Source organism: Pseudomonas cichorii (genome assembly GCF_015471405.1).
GTDB lineage: Bacteria > Pseudomonadota > Gammaproteobacteria > Pseudomonadales > Pseudomonadaceae > Aquipseudomonas > Aquipseudomonas serbiensis.
Genome location: NZ_BLVZ01000001.1, coordinates 230,983 through 256,698, shown reverse-complemented (window position 1 = coordinate 256,698; position 25,716 = coordinate 230,983). Strand labels below are relative to the sequence as shown.

The 25,716-nt window shown below is 58.1% G+C and carries 21 protein-coding genes and 1 pseudogene; 8 read left to right on the top strand and 14 right to left on the bottom strand.

Annotated elements, in window-relative coordinates; translation table 11 throughout:
- Nucleotides 1–10 precede the first annotated feature (10 nt).
- Nucleotides 11–1,276: an acyl-CoA dehydrogenase family protein gene (locus JL015_RS00990; RefSeq protein ID WP_236250123.1), complete on the bottom strand. Its 1,266-nt coding sequence runs from the start codon at nucleotides 1,274–1,276 to the stop codon at nucleotides 11–13.
- 31 nt (nucleotides 1,277–1,307) lie between these two features.
- A complete protein-coding gene (locus JL015_RS00985; protein WP_201017052.1) occupies nucleotides 1,308–3,419 on the bottom strand; it encodes a TonB-dependent receptor family protein in 2,112 nt (703 codons plus the stop codon).
- A 510-nt stretch (nucleotides 3,420–3,929) separates the two neighbouring features.
- Between JL015_RS00985 and JL015_RS00980 the strand changes: the two genes are divergently transcribed.
- Both JL015_RS00980 and JL015_RS00975 read left to right on the top strand, forming a co-directional pair.
- The gene (locus JL015_RS00980) at nucleotides 3,930–6,044 is read left to right on the top strand and encodes a TonB-dependent receptor family protein (RefSeq protein ID WP_236250122.1); all 2,115 of its coding nucleotides are present in this window, start codon (nucleotides 3,930–3,932) and stop codon (nucleotides 6,042–6,044) included.
- Nucleotides 6,045–6,145: 101 nt separating this feature from the next.
- The gene (locus JL015_RS00975; RefSeq protein ID WP_201017051.1) at nucleotides 6,146–6,949 is read left to right on the top strand and encodes a hypothetical protein; all 804 of its coding nucleotides are present in this window, start codon (nucleotides 6,146–6,148) and stop codon (nucleotides 6,947–6,949) included.
- A gap of 66 nt (nucleotides 6,950–7,015) precedes the next feature.
- On the opposite strand, the gene JL015_RS00970 is transcribed toward JL015_RS00975, so the two are convergent.
- Nucleotides 7,016–7,417 carry a winged helix-turn-helix transcriptional regulator gene (locus JL015_RS00970; RefSeq protein WP_201017050.1) on the bottom strand — a complete coding sequence of 134 codons (402 nt, stop codon included), beginning with the start codon at nucleotides 7,415–7,417 and terminating at the stop codon, nucleotides 7,016–7,018.
- 126 nt (nucleotides 7,418–7,543) lie between these two features.
- On the opposite strand from JL015_RS00970, the gene JL015_RS00965 reads away from it, so the two are divergent.
- Nucleotides 7,544–8,398 (top strand): SDR family oxidoreductase, encoded by an 855-nt coding sequence (locus JL015_RS00965; protein ID WP_201017049.1) that lies wholly within the window; start codon nucleotides 7,544–7,546, stop codon nucleotides 8,396–8,398.
- A 226-nt stretch (nucleotides 8,399–8,624) separates the two neighbouring features.
- Nucleotides 8,625–9,449 carry a class I SAM-dependent methyltransferase gene (locus tag JL015_RS00960; protein ID WP_201017048.1) on the top strand — a complete coding sequence of 275 codons (825 nt, stop codon included), beginning with the start codon at nucleotides 8,625–8,627 and terminating at the stop codon, nucleotides 9,447–9,449.
- A gap of 69 nt (nucleotides 9,450–9,518) precedes the next feature.
- On the opposite strand, the gene JL015_RS00955 is transcribed toward JL015_RS00960, so the two are convergent.
- Genes JL015_RS00955 through JL015_RS00940 form a run of 4 tightly spaced genes read right to left on the bottom strand, consistent with a single transcriptional unit; the run spans nucleotide 9,519 to nucleotide 12,548 of the window.
- Nucleotides 9,519–10,424, bottom strand: a complete 906-nt coding sequence (locus tag JL015_RS00955; protein WP_201017047.1) for an aminotransferase class IV — start codon at nucleotides 10,422–10,424, stop codon at nucleotides 9,519–9,521.
- Between the two features lie 11 nt (nucleotides 10,425–10,435).
- Nucleotides 10,436–11,206, bottom strand: a complete 771-nt coding sequence (locus JL015_RS00950; RefSeq protein WP_236250121.1) for an amino acid ABC transporter ATP-binding protein — start codon at nucleotides 11,204–11,206, stop codon at nucleotides 10,436–10,438.
- Between the two features lie 15 nt (nucleotides 11,207–11,221).
- Nucleotides 11,222–11,884, bottom strand: a complete 663-nt coding sequence (locus JL015_RS00945; RefSeq protein WP_201017046.1) for an amino acid ABC transporter permease — start codon at nucleotides 11,882–11,884, stop codon at nucleotides 11,222–11,224.
- Between the two features lies 1 nt (nucleotide 11,885).
- Nucleotides 11,886–12,548 (bottom strand): amino acid ABC transporter permease, encoded by a 663-nt coding sequence (locus JL015_RS00940; RefSeq protein WP_201017045.1) that lies wholly within the window; start codon nucleotides 12,546–12,548, stop codon nucleotides 11,886–11,888.
- A 200-nt stretch (nucleotides 12,549–12,748) separates the two neighbouring features.
- On the opposite strand from JL015_RS00940, the gene JL015_RS00935 reads away from it, so the two are divergent.
- Nucleotides 12,749–14,140, top strand: coding sequence for an MmgE/PrpD family protein (locus tag JL015_RS00935; protein ID WP_201017044.1), 1,392 nt, complete (start codon nucleotides 12,749–12,751; stop codon nucleotides 14,138–14,140).
- A gap of 162 nt (nucleotides 14,141–14,302) precedes the next feature.
- On the opposite strand, the gene JL015_RS00930 is transcribed toward JL015_RS00935, so the two are convergent.
- The 6 genes and pseudogenes from JL015_RS00930 to JL015_RS00905 all read right to left on the bottom strand — a co-directional run bounded on the left by JL015_RS00930 (nucleotide 14,303) and on the right by JL015_RS00905 (nucleotide 19,694).
- On the bottom strand, nucleotides 14,303–15,142 hold the full coding sequence (locus JL015_RS00930; protein WP_201017043.1) for a transporter substrate-binding domain-containing protein: 840 nt from the start codon (nucleotides 15,140–15,142) through the stop codon (nucleotides 14,303–14,305).
- 131 nt (nucleotides 15,143–15,273) lie between these two features.
- Nucleotides 15,274–16,029 (bottom strand): ABC transporter permease, encoded by a 756-nt coding sequence (locus JL015_RS00925; protein WP_201017206.1) that lies wholly within the window; start codon nucleotides 16,027–16,029, stop codon nucleotides 15,274–15,276.
- A 5-nt stretch (nucleotides 16,030–16,034) separates the two neighbouring features.
- A pseudogene (locus tag JL015_RS00920) lies at nucleotides 16,035–17,233 on the bottom strand (ABC transporter substrate-binding protein).
- Nucleotides 17,199–18,044, bottom strand: a complete 846-nt coding sequence (locus JL015_RS00915; protein ID WP_201017042.1) for an ABC transporter ATP-binding protein — start codon at nucleotides 18,042–18,044, stop codon at nucleotides 17,199–17,201. Before JL015_RS00915 ends, JL015_RS00920 begins: the two are co-directional and overlap by 35 nt.
- Complete coding sequence (locus JL015_RS00910; protein WP_201017041.1) at nucleotides 18,041–19,111, bottom strand: acyl-CoA dehydrogenase family protein; 1,071 nt, start codon at nucleotides 19,109–19,111, stop codon at nucleotides 18,041–18,043. Before JL015_RS00910 ends, JL015_RS00915 begins: the two co-directional genes overlap by 4 nt.
- Nucleotides 19,112–19,133: 22 nt before the next feature.
- The gene (locus tag JL015_RS00905) at nucleotides 19,134–19,694 is read right to left on the bottom strand and encodes a carboxymuconolactone decarboxylase family protein (protein WP_201017040.1); all 561 of its coding nucleotides are present in this window, start codon (nucleotides 19,692–19,694) and stop codon (nucleotides 19,134–19,136) included.
- A 103-nt stretch (nucleotides 19,695–19,797) separates the two neighbouring features.
- Between JL015_RS00905 and JL015_RS00900 the strand changes: the two genes are divergently transcribed.
- From JL015_RS00900 to JL015_RS00890, 3 genes are all read left to right on the top strand, one after another.
- Nucleotides 19,798–20,709, top strand: a complete 912-nt coding sequence (locus JL015_RS00900; protein WP_201017039.1) for an AraC family transcriptional regulator — start codon at nucleotides 19,798–19,800, stop codon at nucleotides 20,707–20,709.
- A 113-nt stretch (nucleotides 20,710–20,822) separates the two neighbouring features.
- Nucleotides 20,823–22,259 (top strand): hypothetical protein, encoded by a 1,437-nt coding sequence (locus JL015_RS00895; RefSeq protein ID WP_201017038.1) that lies wholly within the window; start codon nucleotides 20,823–20,825, stop codon nucleotides 22,257–22,259.
- A gap of 387 nt (nucleotides 22,260–22,646) precedes the next feature.
- The gene (locus tag JL015_RS00890; RefSeq protein WP_201017037.1) at nucleotides 22,647–23,108 is read left to right on the top strand and encodes a DUF3574 domain-containing protein; all 462 of its coding nucleotides are present in this window, start codon (nucleotides 22,647–22,649) and stop codon (nucleotides 23,106–23,108) included.
- A 155-nt stretch (nucleotides 23,109–23,263) separates the two neighbouring features.
- Here the strand turns inward: JL015_RS00890 and JL015_RS00885 are convergent, their stop codons facing one another.
- Nucleotides 23,264–25,651, bottom strand: a complete 2,388-nt coding sequence (locus JL015_RS00885) for a TonB-dependent receptor plug domain-containing protein (RefSeq protein ID WP_201017036.1) — start codon at nucleotides 25,649–25,651, stop codon at nucleotides 23,264–23,266.
- Between the last annotated feature and the right edge of the window lie 65 nt (nucleotides 25,652–25,716).

Genomic DNA, 25,716 nt, shown 5'->3' with positions numbered 1-25,716 from the left:
TATATAGCGTTCAGACCGCGCTGGCTTCGTCGACAGCGCCCTGCCCCTCAGCCTCGGCATGCAATGCTCGCCAGGCCGCTGTCGGGCTGACACCGTTGAGGTAGTAATTGCCCAGCGCCTGCTCGCGGTAGATCGTCGGGTTGTGGGAGGCCAGGGTGCGTGCGTTACGCCAGTGCCGGTCGAAATTGCGTCGGGTGCTGGTGGCCGAAGCCCCTCCGACTTCAAACAGCAAAGTGCTGGCTTCCAGCACCTGAGCCAGAACAATCTGCTGGGCCTGATAGGTCTGTACTTCCGCTTCGGTATAAAGCTGCTCGACAACCACACCTGCCTGTTCGGCCTCGTACACGGCTTGCAGGCTGTGGCCGATGGCCGTGACCTGTGCCTGAGCGGCAAAGGCCAGGCTCGACAGGCGACCGATCACCCGCTGCACCAACGGATCCTCGGCCGGACGGGTCTGGCCGGGAATCCCGAAGGCACGAGTGCGGCCCTGAACGAAATCCACGGCATCGGCCAATACCCCACGGGCGATACCAGCCAGGGTTGCCAGATGCACGGCCTGATAAAAAGCCGTCAGGTAGGACTCTGCGCGCAGTTCGCCTTTCTTGAAGCGGCGCAGAATGTGCTCTGCCGGCACCTCAACGGCAGTGAAGCCTGTCGTGCCGCTGCCGGTCAGGCGCTGGCCGAAACCGTCCCAGTCATCCAGCACCTCGACGCCCTGCGCCCTGGTCGGCACAGACAGGCTGACAAAGTCATCACCCTCATTGGCGATGGCTGCCACCCAGTCGGCATAGAGCGTGCCGGTGCAGTAATACTTTTGCCCGTCCAGGTGATAACCCGCGCTGGCATCTCCGGGAACCCGCTCTTTCAAGGCTACGGTGTTGCTGGAGCTGTCGCTGCGTTCAGCCATCGCCGCGCCCCACAACTCGCCTGCGGCGACCTTGGCGAACCAGTAGGCCTGGGAGACGGGTTCACGAGATGACAGCCGTCCTTCGACGAACCCCAGGTGCGCCCGCAGGATTTGCGGCAGGTTCGAGTCGGCTTCGCCCAGGCGCACCAGCCAGTGCAACAGTTGAGGCAGGCTTGCGCCCAGCCCGCCATAACGGCGCGGAACCCGCAACGCGCCGAACCCGGCCTCACGCAGCCAGCCAACCGGCTCATGGGCCAGTTGGCGTTGCTGCTCGCGTTCTACGGCGCCAGCGGCAATCCGCGCAATGACCGGCGCGAAGCGCGCTTCCAGTTCGGCATCGGTAACAGGCAGTTCAGACTCATGACTCATGGCAGTTCCTTGCATTCGTGGATAACGGCGTTCAGAACCGGAACGCCACCCCGGTAGTCACCGAGAAAGCGTCGCCCGGATAGAAATTCGCCGAGTCCTGACCGTTGGCGTTGTAGGCCGTATTGGCGGCAGTCGCGTAACGCTCGTCAGTGAGGTTGCGCAGGTCGGCGAAGACCTCCCACTTCTTGCTCGGTGCCTGGTAACCGACCTTGGCTCCCCAGAGCACGTAGGACGGCGCTTGCCAGCTGTTGGCGTAGTCGATGTAGTAACTCGACGCCGCACGCAGGTTGAGCGAGGCGTAAAAGCCGCTTTGCTGGCGATAGGCAAGCTCGGCCTGATAAACCTGGCGCGGCAAGCTGGGCAGTTCGTTATCGCCAAAGGTGTCGTCGTGGCGGTAATGGAAATCGTTGAGGGTGTAGGCCTGGCGCAGGTCCAGGGTGTCGCCGTTGGCACCCGACCAGAGCAGCGCGCTCAAACCGGCCTCGATACCCTGGTGGATGGTCGGGCTGGCATTGGACGTGGCGGTGAGCTGATCCTGAGTCGCAGTGGCTTGCCGAACCACCACAGTCAGCAGCTCTTTCTGAACCCAGGAGCGATAGAGCGTCAGACTGCCATCGAAAATGCCTTTGCTGCCGCGAATCCCCACCTCGAAAGTGGTCGCCTTCTGCGGCCTGGCATCGAACAGATAGGGATTGCCGGTGCTGCCCAGTTGCCAGGTCACCGGCGGATCGATGCTGCGGCTGACATTGCTGAACACCTGGAAATCCGGCGTCAGTTGATAGCGCAGGCCGATGCGTGGCGCGATATCGTTTTCGGTGTATTCGACACTGTCGGGAAATTCGCTGGTGTTGGTGCGGGTGCTGGACTCGATCTCGGCCTTGCGTTTGATGTTGATGAACGAAAGCCCCGAAGACAGCCATAACCGATCCGTCAGTTGCAGCTCGTTGCCGAAACTCAGCACCGTGTCCCGGGAGCCGGTGTAGTTGGTTTCCTGCAACTTGGCGCCAGTGCTGGCGCTGTGGGATTTGACGTCGGCCAGATAGGCCCGGGTGTTGCTGAAGATGATGCTGCTGTCGCTGGGTAAGCCGAAAAAGCTGTCGCCGGTACGGAAATAGCGCAGGGTCAGGTTTATATCCTTGGAACGCCAGTCCTGTGGCTCAACGGCGTAGCGCCAACCATTGAGCAACGGGTAATTGTTGTAGGCCGCCCCCACTTCAAGCTTGCCACCATCGTCGAAAGTGTAAGTGGTCTTGTTGGCCAGAAACGTGGTGCCATCCTTGCGGCGTCCGGTGGGCACAAGGTTGCTGCGCGGGTCGTGCCTGAGTTGCTGACGAGTCAGGGTATTGCCGTTGATGAGATCCTCTTCGCGGTACTTTAGGAAAAAGCGCGTCTCCAGTTTCGGGCTGAACACATGCCCGAAGTTGGCCGCCAGACCACGCGCCTCGTTGGAAGCATGATCCTGATAACCGTCGCGCTCGTTGTGCTGGATATTGATGTAGTAATCGCTGTCACCGATCACGCCACCGGTGCTCAACTGCTGCTTGCGATAACCGTAGCTGCCGACCTCGAAGCGGGCGTAATTGCCCGGATCGGTACGGCCGGTCTTGCTGACGAAATTGATCGCACCGCCCAGCGACAGGGCTGCATATTCCGAAGCGTTGGCGCCATACAACACTTCGGTGTGATCCACGGCCTGCATGTCCAGGAAGTCTTCCTGGGTTCCACCGGGGCCAGTGATCGGCAGACCGTCGAAGAGGAACTTGGTCCCCAGCACATAACCTTGATAGAAGGTGTTCAGGCCGGAACCACGGATGGAGATCTTGTTGGCACCACTGCCACTGGTGGCCTGGGCGAACACTCCCGGTTGCAGGGCAAGCACATCCTCGGCACTGCCTGCCTTGCCCTGCTCGACCTGACGGTTATCGACCACTGCGGTATTGCCGGCCACCTTCTGCAAGCGCTTGCGGTCCTTCTGCGCTTCGCTTGCGGCAGTGCCGGTAACCGTCACTTTGCCCAGCGTTGTGCTGCCGGGCTCATCGGCCGCATGGGCAAACGGACCGAGCAAGGCCAGCAGGATCGGCACGCTGGCGGCGCTGCTCAAATGGGGGAAGTAGCGTCCGGTTTGTTGCTTGATCGCCTGCACTGCAAGTACTCCCTAATTTACAGGTAGATATCCAAATAGCCATTACCTGGCCGAACTTGAACAACACCAAAAGTCATGAAAGTTCACTTTGCAGATGTCGTGCCAGCACTTTCTTATTGGTTTTTCTCTATATCGACACCTTTAACAAGCTGGCCAACAGTACAAACTGACCGATTGATGTTGCGCTGCAAACAGTTGAGCAGCCTTAGAGCATCAAAAACCCTTCAAAGGCTCTGGATCAGCAAGATCAAAGGAGCAATCCACTGCAAACAAGTGCAATTCATGCACACTGCAAACAAGTAATATGGATATAACCGCTACTGTTCAGCCTGCAACATCCAGCCGACAAACTTTACGATTTTTAATCACCTGCTTATCAACACTTACAGCCAAACAGCCAACTTCACAGGCTTTTAACAGATGGCACAGAACCTGCTGAAGGCCCATGACTGGCCTGACTATGCCCATAGAACGCCGAGACCTTTTAACGACGAACTTGGGAGATATAAATTGCACGCCACACAACAGGACCGATTGCGCCTGGCCGTCCGCCACGCCTCTTTCACGATGGGGCTGGGATGCGCCTTGCTGATTCCGACCATGGCCTGCGCCGCTGACTCAACGCTGGGGACAGTCACCGTCCAGGGAACACGCCAGTCTGAAGCCGAAAACGCCAGAAGCCAGCTGGCCGAAGTGCCCGGTGGCACCAGCGTGGTCGACAGCGAAGAAGTAGCAAGAGGCCGCACAGCCAACCTGCAAGATACCCTCGGCTACCAGCCCGGTGTGTTTGTGCAGTCCACGGGCGGTAACGATGCGGCGAAAATCTCCATCCGGGGCTCCGGTGCCAATACCTCGCCCGGTTACTTTCGTGAAGGCATCAAGTTCCTGTTCGACGGCCTGCCGATCACAGGGCCTGGAGGCACACCCTATGAATTCCTCAATGCCTCGGGTGTGAACTACACCGAGATCCTGCGCGGGGCGAATGCCTTTCAGTACGGCGCATTGACTCTGGGTGGCGCGGTGAACTTCGTCAACCACAGCGGCTACACCGCACCGGGCCTGCGTCTGCGTGCTGAAGCCGGCAGCTACGGCTACCAGAAGCAGGCATTGAGTGTCGGTGGTGTGGAAGGCCCGCTGGACTATTACCTGAACGTCGACAATTACCGCAATGAAGGCTATCGCGACTACAGCCTGTCCAAGAGCTCCGGCGTGGTTGCCAACCTGGGTTATCGCTTCAGCCCGAAACTGGAAACCCGCCTGATGCTGCGCTACCGCGACGAGTTCCACGACGACCCCAGTGCCACCACCCTGGGTGCAATCAAAAACAATCCACGACGCGCCAGTGCCACGGCCGAGTCCAGTGGCGCTGGCAGCCGCAGGCCAGGCAGCCTGTGGCTGGGCAGCAAAACCCTCTACACCTTCGACGACGATGCACGCCTGACCCTGGGCTTCGCCTATCACGACTATGCCCACAACAATAATCCGAACAGCCCGAGTAACCCCAGTTACTGGGACTGGCATGACCTGAACCTGCTCGCGAGCTACGAGCGCATCGATAACTGGTTTGGCCATGAAAGCCGCAGTTCCATTGCCTTTACCTCCACCCAGCATCTGCGTGGAGAGGTCAATTCGACGACGGCATCGAAGGTTCCGCTCAAGCAGGTCAACTACAAGGACTCCTCCGACCGGGTCATTTCCCTGGGCAATGACTTCAACCTGATCGATCGCTTATGGCTCACCAGCGGCGTGTCATTCATCAATGTGAGGCGCAAGATCAATATCGATCAGGCGCTCAATCCCAACACCACAACCTTTCTCACCCATGAAGACTACGACAACTGGAGCATCGCCCCGCGGATCGGCCTGCGCTACGACCTCAACCCGCAACTGCAAGTGTTCGCCAACTTCAGCCGCTCAATCGATCCACCGGCTTCCTGGGAATACTCAGGTTCCGGCCCGACCACACCTTACATCCGCCCACTGGTAGAACAGAAAGCCAATACCTTCGAGGTAGGCATCAAGGGCAAGGCCGGGATCTTCGACGGCAGCCTGGCGCTGTATCGCTCATGGATTCATGACGAGCTGCTGAACGTCCAGTTCATCGCCGCAACCTCGACCTCCGCAGCAGTGACCGGCGCCTTCAATGCCTCGCCGACCATTCACCGGGGCGTGGAAGCCGGGCTGAATACCCGGCTCTGGGAAAACCCTCAGGGTGACCAGTTGCGCTGGCGTCAGGTGTACACCTGGAACGACTTCCACTACCGCAACGACGAAACGTTCGGCGATAACCAGTTACCGGGCATTCCCAGCCATGTCTATCAGGGCGAGTTGCAGTACCGGCATCACGGCGGCGTTTACACCGGTGTGAACGTGCAGTCGGCTTCGCGCACCGCCGTGGATTACGCCAACACCTTCTATGCGCCCTCATACACCATCTGGGGAGCAAACATCGGCTACGAAGCCCCCAAGGGCGACTGGAAAGTTTCACTGGACCTCAAGAACCTGGCGAACAAGGCCTATGTCTCGGCAGTCACGCCGCAGTACAACGTGGCCGGGGCCGATACGGCGTCGTTGTATCCGGGGGATGGAATCGGGGCCTATGTGGGGTTTGAGGTCAGGTATTAAGCTTTGACTGTTGCCGGGCGCTCTGGACTGAGAGTTATCAAACCTATAGGTTGAGAATGCCGACGAAGGCGCCCGGCCATAAAGCACCAGGGAAGGACATCTTGAACCTCATCAGCCTCGACGATTTGACGACTCAGAATATTCTGGACATATGGGCACTGGCCAAACAGCCGCCTGCGCATATTGAAGGGAACGTCGGCTGGTCATTTGAAGGAAATGGTATTCGTACCCGCACGACCTTTATCCAGGCGTTCAGGCAACTGGGCCTGGATTATATCGAGCTGCCGAATTTCCTGAAAACCAGAGAGCGGCCTTGCGATCTTGCAGGCTACCTCGACCCTTTCTATTCGCTGTATGTCATCCGCGAATCCAGCCACGAAAAACTGCAGGCGTTTGCGTCGGCCAGCAAAAGACCGGTCATAAACGCCATGTCCGCTGTGGGCCATCCCTGCGAAGTGTTATCAGACGGTTTTTACCTTCACTCCCGATTTGGCGATATCCGAAATATCAAAGTAGGCCTATGGGGCCCGACCACAAACGTCATGAACTCATGGCACGAACTGGCCCAATCGCTGGAAATGGTCGTACACCACTTTTGCAGCGAAGAGTTTCATCAGGAAAAACCCCATGTAATCTTCTCGGCCTTCGCCGATGCAAAGATAGACGTCCTGATCACAGACTCCTGGCCTGCCGGCTATTCAGATACCAAGTGGTCGCTCACCGAAAAACACCTGACCAGCCTGGGCAACCCTGTCCTTCTACCGACACCACCCTTTTACGTCGGAGAAGAAATCAACTTCGATCCTGCTCACTACTCTGGCTTTGCGGGTTATGAGCAAAAGCGCTTTTTGCTGCAGGTTCAGCGGGCAGTTATTGCGTATGTCATGGGCATCAAACACCACTGAACAGGATTACAGTGCCTGCGAGGCGACGCCTGTTACTCGCCTCCCCCACATCCGCCAGCACCCTCATCATTCCGAGCTCTTGGCCAAACTCCGCTGATCAAAACTGTTGCGTGCCTGCTCGATTGTCGCCTGATGTGTTCTGGCCCAGGAAGCAAGCAGTTCCAGTTGAGGCCTCAGTGAATGACCAAGGTCGGTCAGTTCGTAATCCACTCTTGGAGGCACGGTCGCGAAGGCGGTGCGCGTGACCAATCCATCTCGTTCAAGACCTCTTAGCGTCAGGGTCAGCATGCGGTGCGAGACACCGGCAACCGTGCGCTGCAAGGCGTTAAAACGCATTGGGCCGTCCGACAGGATGCCTACGACCATGACCGTCCACTTGTCGCCGATGCGGTCAAGAATATTACCCAGCGCCTTGCAGCTTTCGGCATCGTGCTGACCGTCTGCCGAGTCATTTCTGGCTAAGGACATAGATGTGTTTCCTGCTCCATTACGAACATTTTTGTTACTGACGCACGTGTCTGTGCGTTCTTGCAAAGCCGTTTGCATTCAAACAGATTGCACGAACATTTTGTACGTATAGAGTCTGGAGAGCACATGAAAATTGGTATCAGCGGCGCAAGTGGTCATCTGGGTCGGGCTGTTCTGCAGCACATTACCGACAAGAACCCGGGTGTGAAACAGGTGGGGATTTCCAGGACACCACATTCATTACCCAACGATGTGGAGGGGCGGCTGGGCGATTACGACCGTCCTGAAACCCTCATATCCGCGTATGTCGGTCTTGACCGGTTGCTGATTATCCCAAGCGTGGATTTGCGTCCGGGTGTCCGGGCTACCCAGCACGTCACAGCAATCGATGCGGCAGTTGCCGCAGGTGTGAAACATATCGTGCTGGTGTCGGCGCTGGGCACTCGCAAGCAGGAAGAACCTGCCAACGGTGCGTCCTACTGGACTGCCGAACAGCACCTGATCAAGACCGCGCCAGCCTGGACGATTGTTCGCATGAGTTACTACGCTGAAGCCTTCGCTCAGGAAGTCCGGATGCAGGCCGCCGCCGGGGTACTGACCGGCCTTGGTGAAAGCCGTGTGTCCTATGTCTCGCGAGACGATGTTGCAGCAGCACTCGCAGGCGTATTGACCAGTGACGGCCACATCGGAGCCATCTACTCAGCGACAGGCCCCAAAAGCATTACCAGCGCAGAACGTGTCGAGGCAGCGACGTCATTGACTGGAAAACCATTCGGTTTTGTCGTACTGCCCCAGGAGCAACTTAGTGCAGGCCTGAGCCAGGCGGGCTTACCGGAGGACGTGATCAACGTGGTCATCAGTATTCAGCAGGATTTTGTGCAAGGCGCATTTGATGTTGTGACGGGGCACGTGGAGCATTTGTCCGGTCGAGCCCCCAGGTCGCTGCAGCAGGTTCTGGGTGCGCTTGCAGATAATGCTTAGAGCACGGTCTGTGTAGGACCGGATTTATCCGGGAAGCCGCCTGTACATCCGCCGCATCTCCTGGATCAGGAAGAATGTCTTCCCGGATGAATCCGGCCCTACAGCCCTGCGTAAAGCACAGCCTTACAACCCGCCCGGTTCTATCCTTAGTGTCATAAAGTCTAATTTGCCTGATCGATCTGCCGGTACAGTCAATACCGGTACTAGACACATTCTAAGGACGATCATGAACGCCAGGATTCTTGCTTTAGGCTTTTCCACCCTTCTCGCTTCATCCTTCAGCCAGGCGGCTGCACCCGATACCTCGATCAGTGATGCGCAATACAAGAGCGTGCTGGAGGGTTCATGGAGAGCCAAGGAAAACAGCGTGCGCGACGGTTATCGTCATCCGCAGGAAACCTTGAAGTTCTTCGGTTTGCAGAGCAATCAGACAGTGATCGAGATCACGCCCGGTGGCGGTTGGTACAGCGAGATTCTTGCACCCTTGCTCAAGGATCACGGGCATTACATTGCAGCCCTGCAAGCGCCCTCCTCGGGTGACTATTACAAGAAAGCCGCCGACGGTCTGAAGCAGAAATTCAAGACCGATCCGGAGCGCTACGGCAAGGCTGAATTCATCGAGTTCGATCCAAAGACCCCTGTATTTGGCAAACCCGCCTCGGCCGACCGGGTCCTGACATTCCGCAACGTGCATAACTGGGTACTTGCCGATGATGCGCCGCAAACATTCGCGGCCTTCTTCAAGGTGCTGAAACCGGGCGGAGTGCTGGGTGTGGTCGACCACCGCGCCAAAGACGGCACCGACCTGGAAAGCATCAAGAAGAGCGGCTACCTGCCCACCGATTACGTGGTGAAACTGGCCACCGATGCAGGCTTCAAACTGGAAGCGCAAAGCGAGGTCAACGCCAACCCGAAGGACACCAAGGATTACCCGGCGGGCGTCTGGACACTGCCACCGGCGTTGAAACTGGGTGAACAGGACAAGGCCAGGTATGTGGCGATTGGCGAGTCGGACAGGTTTACGTTGCGGTTTGTGAAGCCGGCGAAGTAGTCAAATGGCAGGTAGCTTGCTGGCGACGTCGCGGGCAAGCCCCCTCCCACAGATACAGGCACAGCTAACCTACTCCTCCAGATAACGCTGATAAAGCCCATTCAACCGCTCAATAACCCCTCTCTCCCCCGAACCAATAACCCGCCCATCAACCGTTTTCACCGGCGTGATCCCGGCCAGTGTGCCGGTCACAAAAGCTTCGTCCGCGCTATAAACCTGCGCGAGGGTGAATTCGCCTTCATGCACCGTGATACCGTTTTCCCGAGCAAGGCGTACCAGCGTCTGTCGGGTGATGCCGTTGAAGCAGCAATGGGCGGATGAGGTCCACAGCTCGCCCTTGCGCACGATGAAGAAGTTGGTGGAGTTACAACTGGCGACGAAGCCACGGCTGTCGAGCATCAGGGCTTCGTCGGCTCCGGCATGCAGCGCCTGCAGCAAGGCCTGGATAAGGTTCAGGCGGCTATGGGAGTTGAGGCGCAGGTCGAACACGTCCGGCGTGCTGCAACGATAAGTCGAGGTGAACAACGTAATGCCGCGGGCCTTGGCCTGTACATCGACGACTTTGTATTCCGCCACGCAGACCACGGTTGCCTTGCCGATGATGAAGCGCGGGTCTTGATTGGGGGTGCTTTTGCGTCCACGGGTAACCATCAGGCGCAAATGGGCACCGTCGGTCATGCCGTTGATGGCCAGGGTGTCCCAGAGCACTTTTTCGACTTCGGCACGGCTGAGGCCGATATCCAGATCGATACTCAAGGCTCCCTCGAACAGCCGATCCAGATGCGCCTGCAATGCAACCAGACGGCCCTTGACCAGCCGCAGTCCTTCCCACACGCCATCGCCGCAGACAAAACCGGCATCGAATATCGACACCTTTGCAGCATCGCGATGCACGAACTCGCCGTTGAGGTAAACCTTGACGTCGGCATTGCGCGGATCGGGCGCATAGGCCTGGCTGCTGGTGGTTGAAAGCATGGATATCTCCGTTAGAAAGAGCGCTCGGCAAAACGGGCAAGAAATTCCTGGGTACGAGGCTGCTGCGGTGCCTTGAGCACCTGGTCGGGCGTGCCCTGTTCGTGAATCACGCCGTTTTCGAGAAACAGCACACGCTCGGCAAAGTGATAGGCGAAACCCAGTTCATGGGTTACCAGCAACAACGTTCGGCCCTCATCAGCCAACTGGTGAATCACACGCAGCACTTCGCCCACCAGTTCAGGATCCAGGGATGAAGTAGGCTCGTCGAACAGCAACACCTCGGGCTCCATGGCCAGCGCACGGGCAATCGCCACGCGCTGTTGCTGGCCGCCGGAAAGGCGTCCTGGATAGACATCGCGTTTCTCGGCCAGACCGACCTTTTCCAACTGGAAGATGGCCTGTTCACGGGCTTGCGCCGTCGAAACCTTCTTCACCGAGATCGGCCCTTCCATGACGTTTTCCAGTACCGTCATATGCGGGAACAGATTGAATTGCTGAAACACCATGCCGACCCGCTCACGCACCGCACGCAACTGCGCCTCGGCATAAACCCGCTCTGCGCCTCGCTCTTCACCCAGCAATACGCCATCCAGTTCGATCTCGCCGCTGGTAGGTATTTCCATGAAGTTCAGGCAGCGCAACAAGGTGCTTTTACCCGAACCACTGCCGCCAATGATCGCGATACGTTCGCCACGGCGTACCTCCAGGTCGATGCCCTTGAGCACCGGCTGGTCGAAGCTTTTGTGCAATTGACGGATGCGGAACAACGGTTGTTCGGTCATGAGGGTTCTCGACAATCAACGAAGCGCCAGACGGCGCTCGATATGCGCGGCCAGGAAGCTGAACGGCCAGATCAGGCAGAAATACAGCAAGGCGACGACCGTCAGGATTTCCAGCGGTCGATAGTAACTGGAGCTGAGCAAGCGCCCCTGATACATCACCTCGGTGACAGCCAGCGTCGACGCCAGTGACGTGACCTTGACCAGTTCGATCATGCGATTGGTCAGTGCCGGCAGCATGCGCTGGCAGGCTTGCGGCAGAATCACACGCCGCAGAGCCCTCGCCCGGGTCATGCCCAATGCCTTGGCCCCCTCCCACTGCCCGCGCACCACCGACTGTAGACCGGCACGAAATATCTCGGCGCAATAAGCGGCGGTATACAGACTCAAGGCCAGCGCCGCAGCAAAAAACGGCGAGAAACGCACACCCAACAGCACCGGAAATGCGTAGTAGATCCAGATCAACTGAATCAGCACCGGTGTGTTGCGAAACACTTCGATAAAGGCAATCGCCGGCAAGGTGATGCGCTTGAGTGGTGACAGACGCGCCACGCCCAGCAGCAGACCGACCGGCACGCCGATCACGGCCGCCATGAGGAATAACTGAAAGGTCACCTTGAGCCCGCGCATCAGCACCGGCAAATTGTCGATGACGATCTGGAAGTCCCACTGATAATCCATTTCAGGCGCTCCTGGCCAAGTGACGCTCAAGACGCTGGCTGGCCAGACTGGCGACAAACAGCACGCTGAAATACATCACGGCGATCACGCTGTAGACCTCCAGAGGTCGAAAGGTTTGAGTATTGATCTGCATGGCCTGGTACAGCAGCTCGGCATAGGCCAGCGAAGACGCCAGCGCGGTGGTCTTGACCAGCTCGAAGCTGCGCTCCAGAAACGGCGCGAGCATGCGCCGCAAGGCCTGGGGAAGAATGATGCGACGCAGAATGCGGGCCTGAGTCATGCCCAGTGCCCTGGCACCTTCCCACTGCCCGCGCTCCATGGACGCAATGCCGCCGCGCAGCACTTCGGCGTAGAACGCACTGGATTGAATCGACAGTGCCAGAACCGCAGCCATGAACGGCGACAGGCTGACCGGCGCCAGCACCGGCAAGGCATAGAAGAACCAGAAGAAATGCACGATCGCAGGTGTATTGCGATAGAAACCGATAAAGGCCATCGCCGGGTAGCGCAGTAACCGGCTGGACGACATGCGCAGCACGGCCATGAACGCGCCTGCAAGGACACCAAAGAACAGCGATACCAGGGCGATATGCAAGGTGCCAAGCAGCCCGTCGACGAGCAAGCCGGTGTATGGCCATATCGCCGAAAAATTCCAGGTGTACACCGGTGTTCCTCTCCTGGGGATGCCCCTTCAGATCTGAATCGCAGCGCTCCCATGGATGAGAGGCCGCGCATGATAAGCGGCGGATAACCCTGACCAAAAGTAACCGTTATCTCTTTGCTTATGCCTTTTTGATCTTGAGGTGCTTCTGCCACAAAGACCTTTAACCGGTAGCCTTCGCTGTTTTGTGCGCCGAGATTTTCATGGCTGACGTATCGATGACTCGCACCCTTGCGCAGTTCGCTTTCGACCTGAAACTGGACAACGTTCCCGACGCCTTGCGCGAGCAGATCAAGCTGCATTTGATCGACGCGCTGGCGTGCGGCCTGGCCTCGACCCGCAGCGAACTGGCGAAAGCCTTCGAGAAACACTGCGCCGAAGAATATGCGCCCGGTCCCTGCGCGCTGCTGGGCAGCTCGTTACGTCTGGCCCCCGTGGGTGCGGCGCTCTATAACGGCATGGCAATCAATGCACTGGACCATGACGACGGCCTGGAAATCGATGGCCGCGGCATGGGGCATCCGGGTGCCAGTCTCGTGGCAGCAGTGCTAAGCGGCATCTGGCAGCGCAAGGTGTCGGGTCGTGAACTGCTGGAAGCATTGATTGCTGCCTATGAAATCAACGCGCGGGTAATCGTCGCCCAGCAGCCGGGGATCGAGCGTTTTCGCCAGGTATACGGCGTCTGCCAGCATCAGGCGCTGGGCGCTGCGGTGGCCTACGGCAAGCTGATACAGCTTGACGCTGCCGGGCTGGAAAATGCCATGGGGCTGGCGGGAACCCTGACGCCGCTGCCAAGCCTGCGCAAGTACAACTGGGATAGCCGCCCGCTGGTGTCCTTCAAGGATTTCACCGCGCCGGCCGCAGAAGCGGGTGTGCGAGCCGTGCGCCTGCATCAGCAGGATTGGGTGGGAGCCAAAGCCGTGCTTGATGGTGATCAGGGGCTGTGGCGCATGCTCGGCTCGGACCGCTTTGATGCTCGATTACTGACAACAGAACTGGGCAGTGACTGGCTTGCTGCCAATGCCAGCCTCAAGCACTACCCGGCCTGTCGCTGGATACATACGGCGCTGGAGTCCTTCGAGCACTTGCAGCAGACGCAACCTTTCGAGGCGTCAGCCATCACCCGGATACATGTGCTTACCGGCACGACTCAGGCGCGTGATTTCATGGACAAGCGACCGGCAACCGAAGTCGATAGCCAGTTCAGCCTGCCCCATACCCTGGCCTGTCTGGCGCTGGGTATTGCCAGATATGACTGGCATACCCACGCGACGCGCAATGACCCGCACGTGCAAAGCCTCGCGGATCGAGTGGTTGCCGAAGTGGACCCTGTGCTGGACAAACTGATGAGCGAGACACGTCGTCCTGCTGGCCAGGTACACGTGCATCTTGGCCAACAGACGAGGATCGGAAACCGGCTGGATTACCCGCTAGGCTGTCGACAGCGCCCACTCGGTACAACTCAAGTGCTGAGCAAGTTTCGCCAGTACGCTGCACTGAGCAGCCCCGCCGAGACAGTGGAATCTGTCCTGGCCGGGCTATTGGCGCTTGAGAACTGCGAGGATGTGGGAGCTTTGCTGCAAGGCCTTTTATAGACTTGGTGGCGATCAGTTAAGGCATACATATCAATTGTGGGAGGGGCCTTGGCCGCGACGACCTGCTGACAGGCAACACATTTTCAGCGCCTGAAACCAGGCTGTCGCGGCCAAGGCCTCTCCCACTGATTGTGTTAACTGACTGGCATTAATTTTATAGGCTCAATTGCCGACCCAGTGCTCCTTGACCACCGGTGGCACCTTGCTTGGGTCAACGCCGCGCAAGCGCAGGGCGTCCTCGTAGTATTTCTGGGTCGCGCCGCTTTCGTACAGCCTGGCGAATTCCTTGCCGACGAAATCGCGGAAGGTCTTGTCATCCTCGTAGCGCACCGCACCACTGGTGCTTACCGACACGATAGGCGTTGGCAGAATCAAGGTGCCCTTGCGCACCTTCGCCTGTTGCAGCGCCAGCGCCGGGTGGAAATACGAAAGACCATCGACACGCCCCGCATAGAACGCCGCGACACCTTCATCCATATTGGTGTAGCGCTCCAGATGGGCTTTCTTGAATTTCTTGCTGAGAATCAGGTCCGGGCTACTGCCCTGAGTCACGCCGATACGCACATCGTCACGGTCCAGATCTTCCCAGGTGGTGGCCGTCAGACCATCGCGCAGCAGCACACCCTGCGCGTACCAGAAGAACGGCTGCTCGGGAAAGTCCACAGCCTTGCGACGTTCTTCAGTCGGGTCCAGTACCAGCATCAGGTCGATCTGCCCGGCCTGAAGCGCTGCAACGGAATTGCCCCAGGTGGTTTCCACAGTCACCAGCTTCACGCCCAGATCCTTGGCGATTTCCTTACCCACGTTGTAACCGATGCCATTCCATTGTTCGGTAGTCGGGTCCTTGAAAAACCAAGGCTCGCCCTGAGCAACGCCAATGCGCAGCTCGCCTGAATCGTGAATCTGCTTCCAGGTAGAACCTGACTCGGCAGCCTGGGCAAAGGAAACAATCGATAGCAGCGCAGCGGCAAGGACGTGCGCGTAGAAACCTGGAGACTTCATTGAGGGTGATCCTGTTGACGATGGCATTGACCCGTGTGGGCTTGCAGATCATGTCAACTAAGGAAGCTCGCTCAAAAGAATTAATAATCAGGTTTTAATTTCTTTTTTGCATAAAACACATCATTCCTTGGTCAATGCGCCCACCGCCGATGCAGCCCCCTCGCCGCCGCATCCAGCATGAACCCCAGCACACCGATCAACAGCACCATGGCCATCAACTCCGAGTACGCCAGTCGATCACGGGTATCGAGGATGAAGTAGCCCAACCCGGCACTGACACCGAGCATTTCGCAAGGCACCAGCACGATCCACAGGATGCCGATGGACAATCGGGTGCCGGTCAGCACGTGACCGAGGATGCCCGGAATGATGATCCTGCGCAGGGTTTCCCATCGCGTGGCGCTCAGGCTTCGGCTCAGTTGCAGCCAGCGTGGATCAAGCTGTCGTACGCCTGCCACGGTATTGAGCAGGATCGGCCAGACGGCGGCAAAGGTCAGCAGGAAGTAGATCGGCTGGTCGCCAACGCCCATCAGCATCACCACCACTGGCATCCACGAAAGCGGCGAAATCATGCGCAGTAACTGGAACGCCGGATTGGTTGCTGCCTCCAACGTCCGGGAGCCGCCGATCAGCAAGCCCAGCGGGACACCAATCAGCAGCGCCAGCAACAGCCCGACGAAAATCCGCTTGAGGCTCACCCCTATGTGTTCGTACAGCTCAGCCCGACCGAGCAATTCCCACAGGCTGGCAAAGGTCGACTCCGGCGAAAAGCGCTCTGACAGCCCGCCTGCTTCACCAAAGACGCTGATGCCCAGCCACCAGAGTGCAAGCAGGCATAACAGACCGGACAGGCCTAAAAGCGCATGCCCGGTGGTTGAACGTTTCACCTCGCTCAAAAGCCGAACTCCTCGGTACGCTCGAAGTTATTCGCCAGCCCGAAGGTTTTCAGGCCGCCACTGGCCTCGATGCTGTTGCGTACAAAGCGGTCGTCCACCAGGTCCCGCGCCGCAAACTTTGGATCGAGATTGGCGAGAAAACCCTTGTCGCCCTCGATCAAAGTGTCCTTGAGACGACGCACCAGTTCTTCCGTATAGCTAGGGAACGGATAAGGCTGGAAGTCGATGCGATGTTCGTCCCACTGCGTATGCTGGATGGCACCGCTGGCCAGATAACCCTGTCGCTCGCTGGCCTGTGGCGCAAGCACCCGGTCCAGTACCGATTGCGCATGGGGCGTGTAGCGGTTGGTGCCGTCCTTGGAAAGCAGCTTGGCCGCTTCGGCACGGTTATCCCGGGTCCAGGCCTGGGCCTGAACGATGGCGTTGACCACTTTCTGCGACCACTCGGGCCGGTTGTTCAGATCATGCTCGTGCATGAACACCACGCAGCAGGCGTGATTGCGCCAAAGATCGCTGGTAAAGCGCTGGATGCGCCCGACCTTGAGGTCTTCGGCAAGGGCATTGAACGGCTCGGCGACGATGTATCCGGCAATCGCTTGCTCGCCAGGGCTGGCGGCATATCGGAAGGTGGCAGCACGATCAGGTTCACTTCGTTGGCAGCCAGCGTGGCAGTGGCCGCCTTGCTCACCGGCACCAGACCGTTGTCACGCAGCAGGCTCTGCAACACCACGTTATGCACCGAGTACCAGAACGGAATGGCCACCGTCTGCCCGCCCAGTTGCCGGACCTCGTTGATCTGCGGCGCAACGGTCAGGCCTGAGCCACCCACATGGTTCCAGGCAACCACCTTGGCCGGGACCTTGCTGCCATAACGTGCCCAGACGGTCATTGGCGATAACAGGTGAATGACGTTGACCTGACCGGAAATGAAGGCCTCGATCACCTGCGCCCAACTGCGCAGCAGCACGGGACGTTCGGCCTTGATGCCCTGGGCCTCGAACAGGCCATTGTTGTGAGCCACCAGCAACGGCGTGGCGTCGGTAATCGGCAAGTAACCGATGCGAACGGGCGCATCCGGCTCGGCAGCCGCCCTCGCCTCCAGGCTGTTGAGCAACGGCAAGGCACCGGCTGCAGTCAGCATGGCGCTGAGTTTCAGAAAGTCACGACGTGTGTGAGTGAAATCGTCCAGGCACATGGCCATTCTCCGGCAAATCCAGCGATTGAGGGTTACGTTGCTGATTGCGGCTCGCCCGCCGAAGGGTTTTGAGAATATCGATACGCAGAGCGCCCAGTTCATCCACCAGCTCGGCACGAGGCTGAGGCAGTTCGATGCGCCACTCGCCGAGAACCCGCGCCGGGGTGTTGCCCAGTAGCAGGATTCGGTCGGAAAGCAGCAGCGCTTCATCTATGTCATGGGTAATCAGCAACGCCGCGGTGCCATGCCGGGCGATGACCTTGAGCAACAGTTGTTGCATGTCGGTACGGGTGACTTCATCCAGCGCACCGAAGGGCTCGTCCAGCAGCAACACTTGCGGCTGACGTGCCAGGCAGCGCGCCAGTGCAGTACGTTGCGCCATGCCACCGGAAAGCTGCGCCGGGTAATAACTGCGAGCATGCTCCAGGCCGACTTCACCAATAGCCTGATCGATGCGCCCCTGACGCTCGCTGTCTGTCAGTTGCGGCTGACGCGCAAAGTCCAGGCCGAAGGCGACGTTCTTTTCCAGAGTCAGCCACGGCAACAGGCTCGGGTCCTGGAAAGCCACTGCCACTCGCGGATGAGGACCTTGCAACGGCTCGCCAAGCAGGCTCACCGTGCCTTCGCGAGGTGCCTGCAAACCGGCCAGCACACGCAACAGGCTCGACTTGCCGACCCCGCTCGGACCAAGAATGGAAACGATCTCGCCCTTGGCCAGTTGCAGATCGAAGTTCTCAAGCACGTTTTGCCAGCCATTGTCCCGCTCGTAGCCCAGAACGATGGCCGATGCCTGCAACAGAAGTCGACTCATGCGGCGTTTTCCTCGGCCTGCCGGCGCAGCTCGGCCCGCAACTGCACCAGGCTGGGCGTGACAATCGGCAAAAAGGCCGACTCACGCCAACGCCGCGCAAAAGCGCTGCCGTATTCACAAAGGAAAGCTTTGCCGCCACTGGCCTGAAGCTCCAGTTGCACCGCATTGGCAGCAGACTCGGCCAAGGCAATGCGCAAGCGAAACAGCGCGGCGGGTTGAGTCAGAAAGCGTCCATCGAGCAAACCACGCTTGAGGTCATTCACGGCGCTTTCCAGCTGGAGACGGTATTCGTCCAGCTCGCCACGCAGCACAGAACGCGAGCCTTGCAGATGACTGTCGACTTCCTTGAAGGCCCGTCGGGCCAGACCAATCGACATCCCGCATTGCAAACCCAGAAACGCCGGCCGCACCGCTGGCAGAAATTGCCGCGCATCTTCATGCAGCAGCCAGTCGTTGCTCAACTGGACATCCTTGAAATCCAGGGCCGCTGTGTTGGTCGATTGCAGCCCCATCAATTGCAGATCGTCCGTGCGGTGCAAACCGCTGACAGATTGCGGAATCGCCAGAATAAAGGGCTTGCCACCCTGCTCATGCTCAATGGCTGCGGCCACCACAAACCCGCTTTTGCGCAGGTTGGTGACCCAGTGCAGGCGGCCGTTCAACTGCCAGTTGCCGTCCTGTTCACGAGCACTGACCTGCAGCGTCTCGATGCCCGACAGAAACTTCATGGCATTGGAAAGACCAGTAGCGCCCGCCAGACCACCACTGAGCAAATCCGGCAACAGACGCTGACGCAATCCCGCATTGGGACTGTGCAGCAGATACTCGATAAAAGCCCGCTGGCCCCAGAGCACAAATGCGGCGGCCAATGAGTGACCGGCGACTTCTGCAACGGCTTCAACGGCATCGCTCAGGTCACCTCCTCTGCCGCCTTGAGCCGCATCAATCCCAACACCCAGCACATCTCCGGCCACCAATTGCGCCAGCACCTGTTCCGGGTCCAGGCTGCCAAGGTCAAGCGCATTGGCATGTGTGTCCAGCCATCGGCCTGATTCGGAGTCGAGCATGATGTTTCTCCCGTGCCACGTATTAATGTTCAGGACCTTGCCACTGGTACTGGGCCAGTTCAGGGTTGAGCGGTGTTCTGGCAAAGACATTGGCAAAGTTGCACAAGGTCGCCAGGCTGACGCCCAGAATCACTTCCAGCGCGTGGCCCTGACTGTAACCGGCGGCCAGGAACGCTTCGTAAGTGCTGTCGCTGACATTACCGCGAGTCGCGATAACAGCGCGGGTAAAGTCAGCCAGTATTTCGAGCTTTTCCTCAGGCAACTCGCCGCGCTCACGCAGGGCATCGACGACTTCCTTCGGCAATTTAGCCTTGTTGAGGGCCACCGCGGTATGACCTGCCACACAGAAACTGCATTCATGGGTAGTGGCGGCAATCAGTTGTACGACTTCCCTTTCGGCCAGACTTAGCTCAGCCTTGGCGTTGAGCCCCGAAACGGTGAGGTAGGTTTCCAGCGCCGCAGGTGCATTGGCCAGCACCCCCAGCAGATTGGGAATGTACCCGGAGGTCGCCTGGGCTTTTTCCAGAAAAGGCCTGGCCGCTTCGGGAGCGCTTTGCACGGAGTGAACAGTGACACGAGACATGGAGTGGACTCCTCGATACAAGATGGGTCCAAGTCTGTTGGTTATAAGAATTCCGATCCATATTCTAAAGTCGCAATTACTTGCTCCTGAGTGTTTCCCTTAGATGATTTCATCAAGTCCTGTTATCGATTGGTTATTAGAAAGCCTGGAACTGGATGCCAGCCTGTTCCACGTGGGCCGCTACTGCGGCGGCTGGCATGCCAGCACCCATGGCATGGCACGGACCAGTTTCCATCTGGTGGTTCAGGGCAATTGCTGGCTGCATATCGAAGGGCATGAACAGCCGAAACGGCTCGATACCGGCGATGCGGTATTTCTGCTGCGCGACCTGGATTATCGGCTGTCGAACGAAGCACAGCCTGAAGATGCCCGCAGCCAGCCGCGCATCGAGATGCAGGCACTGAACAGCACTGCAACCGATGGCGTAGGGCTGGTCTGTGGTTTTTTCCACTTTCAATCGGGCCTGTCGTCACTGCTGATCGAAGCCCTGCCCGACTGGCTGATACTCCGCGCCGACGAACCTTCATCCGATGCCGCTCGCAGCCTGTTCCAGTTGATCCTGCAGGAATGCCAGCGACTACCGGCACCCTCCTCGTCAATTCTCGAACGCCTCAGCCACCTGCTGTTTCTGTACGTACTGCGCCAGCACGTTGCCGACAACCCGGCACTGGGCGGCATGGTTGCCTTGGCCAGAAACCCGGCGTTTGCGGGCCTGCTGGCAAAAATGATCGAACACCCGGAACAACCCTGGGGCCTGGAAAGCATGGCCGCCTGCACCGGCCTCTCACGCTCGGCCTTTTTCAAACGCTTCAACGAACTGGCCGGCCAGTCACCGGGCCAGGTACTCCTCGCCCTGCGCATGCGCCACGCTTGTCAGTTCCTCAAGGCGAACAAGACGGTTGAGCAAGTGGCGACTGCGGTGGGGTATCAATCGACTGCGGCGTTTACCCGAGCGTTCAATAAGGCGATTGGCGTGCAGCCGGGGGCTTATCGCAGGCAGCATGAAGGGGGTTGAGGGGATAGTTCTTTGTTGGAAATCTGGCTTGGGATGAACAGAGTAGTTATTGTATGGCGCTGGTCTCAGGAAAGACGATGCACAGTATCGGAAAACTAGTGGAGAAGTAAGGCATGCCGATAAAGTTTCAATATCTGATTTCTAAAAACATGTATCTCCCCTCGTCGACCGGCTCCCTTTTTAGTTTTCTCAGGGCAGGAGTGAGCGTTACACTGAATAGCCTGAGCGAGGACAAGAAAACAAACGCGAGACAGTACGAACAAACCTTGCATCAGGAAATTGAACGTTTACGTACACTGAACGCTAATGGACGTATTGATCGGAGCAAATTATTTCAAGCCTTTTTCCTGCATCACTCATCCAGAGTCAGTAACGGTGTGCATAGCCTGCAACAACTGAGAGAGCGTCTGGAGCAATGCATGGCAACTGCTTTGAGCGAAGTAGACGAACGTGTTCGTAACGACATGTCCCGGCTCAAGGCAAATATCAAATGCCTGCCGGTCAATGGAAATAACACTCATGACATTGTACTTGAATTAAAAGGTGAAAAGGCCTGGACAACCGATAAGGAATTAGTGGGTACGATATTTATCGATAGCGACGGATTCGTAAAATTAGAGCACCAGCCAGCAGAGGCCAAAAATGCTGTCTATTGTCGGCAGGACCTGGGTTCAAGAGAGTATGTGCGTTTCGAGAAGAACGGCAAAGTCTTCTTTGTCCGACGTTACCTGGTAAGAGGCATCAACCAATCTGACTCGGAGAACCTGTCGAGCGCTGATAAGTCAAAGCAGGTTATGAAGGCAGTTCATAATCAAGACTTCACCAGCGACGAAAACAAACACTATCAGGGTCAACGTGGAATACAGAATGAACTCAAAACCCTGATCAGCCATACACGCGGCTGGCGCAAGCGATATATCTCTGCTACCACCACCAACAAATCGGTATTTTCAACGAAGGGAAAGGAGTTCAGGAGTGTTTTCGGCTCCGTCATCATTGATCTTGCCTTCGTTCCTGCCAAAGACATCTACGACCTTCACTCGCCTGCCGCAGCAGGTGCGTTCGCAATCTGGCAGGGCGATATCGTAGACTTGCCTAAAGTAATCGACGCAGGCAAGGCACATACCAAGGCCAAAGGCAGCACCACTCTGGATGATGAGCGGCAGTTGGCTATGCTGGATGTTATTCGAACCCGTGAAATACTGATCAAGGGAGAAGTACCGGCAGCCGCCATCCTGAAAAACAATAAGGGACAGTTGATAGTCGGCGTGCCTGAAAAGGGTTATAAGCAAACGGTTTATAACGCTAAGGTGATAACCAAATGGGCTGACGAAGGTATCGACGTAGCGGCATTGGAAACTGAAACGCTGAGCTACAGCTGGCATAACTTTTACTACACGTTCTACCGTTTCACCTCCATTGCAAGCGCCGACAATGCGTATCAATTGGCCAATAAAGTCCTCTCTCCTGATCTTGCAGCCATAAAACTTGATGAATTTGAACCCACCGACAAAGATAAATTACTCAATATCTACTCCAGAAACGCATGAAACGGCGATGGTGTGCGGCAAAGGTGCCGGTCTGCTGAAGTTTTTCCAGTACGCTGAGGGTCAGGCAGGTGCCGTTCGTTCCAGGCGCAGGCTTCGGGTTGCCTTGGTTTGTCGCTGACGCCATGTCCGAGCCTGTGCCAGGCCACCAGATGGAACCAGCACTTGCCATTGCTTACGCCATAGGTCCTTGTTGCCGCCGCTGCCGTGGCAGAAAAACACTACGCTCCTTTCAAGTATTGCGGTGTCCCTGGCGCAGCGCTGGTAATCGGGAGGTAGTCTGGTTCGCTTATTCTTTTTGATTCAGGAAACAGGTTTTTTATTATTTCTAACCATTACCCCCGCTTCTTATAGTGAGCCTCTTTATTGATGCCACTACAGGAATCCCTGATGTTGCCACGCTTGTTACTACCTGGCCTGTTGATGTTGCTGGTCGGTTGCACTGCCTCCCCCACACTTCCCGTTCATACGACCAATCCGAGCACTTCCACCTTGCAGGGCGACAGTGGCCGTCCACCGCAAGCGACCTGGCTGCGCACGGAGTTGTATTTTTCGTTGGGGTTGCTGGACAGCGAGAAGGATCAGGCCAATGTGACCCGCTGGCGGGAGTTTCTCGACAAGGAGGTCACGCCACGTTTCCCTGATGGTTTCACTGCCCTCGATGCCTATGGCCAGTGGCGCGACAAGGGGGCTACGCAGCCAGAGCGGCTGAACACCAGGTTAATCGTGATCCTGCATGAAAATACGGCGAAGAACCGCGAAAACATCGAGGCTATCCGCCTGGCCTGGAAGCGCATCACAGGCGACCTTTCGGTGTTGCGCCTGTCGCAACCGGCAGAAATTTCCTTTTAAGCGATCGCCTCGTATCAACGTACATATCACTTGTGGGAGAGGCCTTGGCCGCGACGACATTCATACACTCAACTCTGATATGGCCGTCGCGGCCAAGGCCCCTCCCACGGTTTTCACACTGGCCCCCAGTTTTTGCATTACCCCTGTAGGGCGGCTCAGAATCCGTAAGTCACCCGAGCATAGTAATACGCGCCATTGGTACCAATCGGTGACAGCACGTCATACGGCAGGTTGCCGCCGTAGTTGATCTCGGAGTTGGAGCGTTCCGGATAATTGTCGGTCAGGTTGTTGCCACCCAGGGCAATATCGAACCTGGGCGTGAATTTGTACTGCACCTCGGCATCCAGTTGCCAGACCGCGTTATAGGTCTGTTCCGGCTGGGAATCCCCGAAATCGAACACACGGGTGGTCTTGCCCTGGCGCGTCAGGCGGCCAAGCAGGCCCCAGTGCTGGCTGGCCCAGTTGGCAGAAAGCACAAAACGGTCTCTGGGTGCAGCATCGGTCAGGGTGTTGCGCTCTTCCACGCCCACCAGCGCATCGCTGCCAATCCCGAGATTGCTGAGCTGTGACGGCGTGCCTTTGGTCTTGGTGACTTTGGTGTGGTTCCAGGTGTAAGCCGTGGTCAGGCCCAGTTGCCCGTCCAGCCATGGCTGGCGGTAATTGAGGACCAGTTCGGCACCATCGGTGCGGGTGTCGGCGGCGTTGGTGAAGAAGTTCACATCATGGACCCCGGCAACGCCGAGGTTATCGTTGATGTACTGCTCCAGAGCGTCGCTGCCGATGCGCTGGGACAGGGTAATGCGGTCTTTGACGTCGATGCGGAACACATCGAAGGACGCATCGAAACGCTCACTCAATTGCGCCGTCAGGCCGAGGCTGAAGTTCTTCGAGGTTTCCGGTTTCAGGTCCTCGGCACCCAGCGCGCGGGCAATCGGGTCATTGACCGACAGCACCCGGATATCGGTCAGCGTGCCGCCTGTACCGAAGTTGCTGGTGGTGTTCTGGAAGCCGACCTGCGCCAGCGACGGCGCCCGGAAGTTGTTCGAGACGGCACCGCGCAAGGCCAGTTGCTCGGTCAGGCGATAGCGCCCGCTCAACTTGCCGGTGAGTTTGCTGCCCGCATCGTCATAACGCTCCCAGCGAGTGGCCGCATCGACAAACAGCCGGTCGGTCAGGTCGCCGGACAATTCGGCGTAGGTGCCGAAGACATTACGGTCCAGGTCCACTTCTTCGCTCGGGCGCAGGCCGTTGGCACCATCGGCTCCGGTGCCGAAATACGAAGCTTCGTCGCCCGCGTAGGTCAGGTAGTTTTCGTAGCGGTATTCGCCGCCCAGCGCCAGCACGAACGGGCGGCCGGCAAGGCGCAGTTCACGGGTGAAATCCAGGTTGGCGGTGGTCTGGCGCAGTTCGTAGGTTCCTGTATCGAAACGGGTCGGCGAGTCAGCCCCCAAGGCAACGTTGAGGGTGCGCTGGGTCGCCGATTCAAAATGGTTGCGGCCATGGGTAAGGCTGCTGTCGAAATCCCATTGCTCGCCGATCAGGCCCTTGAAGCCTACGGTGGCCGACAGGTCCTTGTTATCGCCCAGTGACTGCGGCAGATAGCCGTTGGGATAAAACTGCGGCTGATCGCCGGGATAGCGATAGAACTCGGCACCTGTGGTATGCCGTTCGTTGTAAGTACCAAATGAATAGGCTTTGCCGTTGCCCAGCGGCAGCTCGCTGTTGAACCAGGCATTGATGTCCCGTGCCACGCCGTCGCCCATTACATAGTTGCGCTGGCCCGGCGTGTCGGAGAAGCCGTCGAATCCGGCGCGGTTGGTCGGGTCGCGATCCTTGTATTCGGTGCCGCCACGGATGAAACCACCCTCGTCGCCCAGACGGGCACCGATCTTGGCCGTCGTCAGCGAGTTGCGGCCATCGGTCGTGGTCTTGCCGATGGCATCCTGGCGCGTGTGGAAAGCGCCATAAGTGGTCGAGACTTCACCGCCTTCGGGAGCATCGTCGAGGATGATATTGATCACCCCGGCAATGGCGTCAGAACCATATTGCGCACCGGCCCCGTCGCGCAGCACTTCGATGCGCTTGATGGCACTCACGGGGATCGAGTTGAAATCCACCGGCGCGGTGCCGCGACCGATCTTCGAGGAGTCGTTGACCAGCGCAGAGGTATGCCGACGCTTGCCGTTGACCAGAACCAGCACCTGATCGGGACTCATGCCCCGCAGTTGCGCGGCCCGTACATGGTCGGCACCGCCGGAGTTGGACTGGCGGGGAAAACTGAACGACGGCAATAGCGTCTGCAACGCCTGCCCCAGTTCGCCCCCACCGGCTGCGGCGGACTTGAGGTCATCGGCGGTCAATACGTCTACCGGCACGGGCGAATCCAGCACAGTACGGGCCTTGCCTCGCGTGCCGGTCACCAGTACGGCGCCAAGGCGTGTGTCCTCGTCCGCACTCGGGGACGCTTCTTCGGCTTGCGCGGGAACTTGTGTCATTGCCGCCACGACAGCGGCAGCCAGCAGTGACCGTGAACGGTAATACATGGAACGGCTCCTTTGAGTCGCAAAAATACCTGCCGACAAGCAAGAGTTGCGGCGGTTTTCTGCTG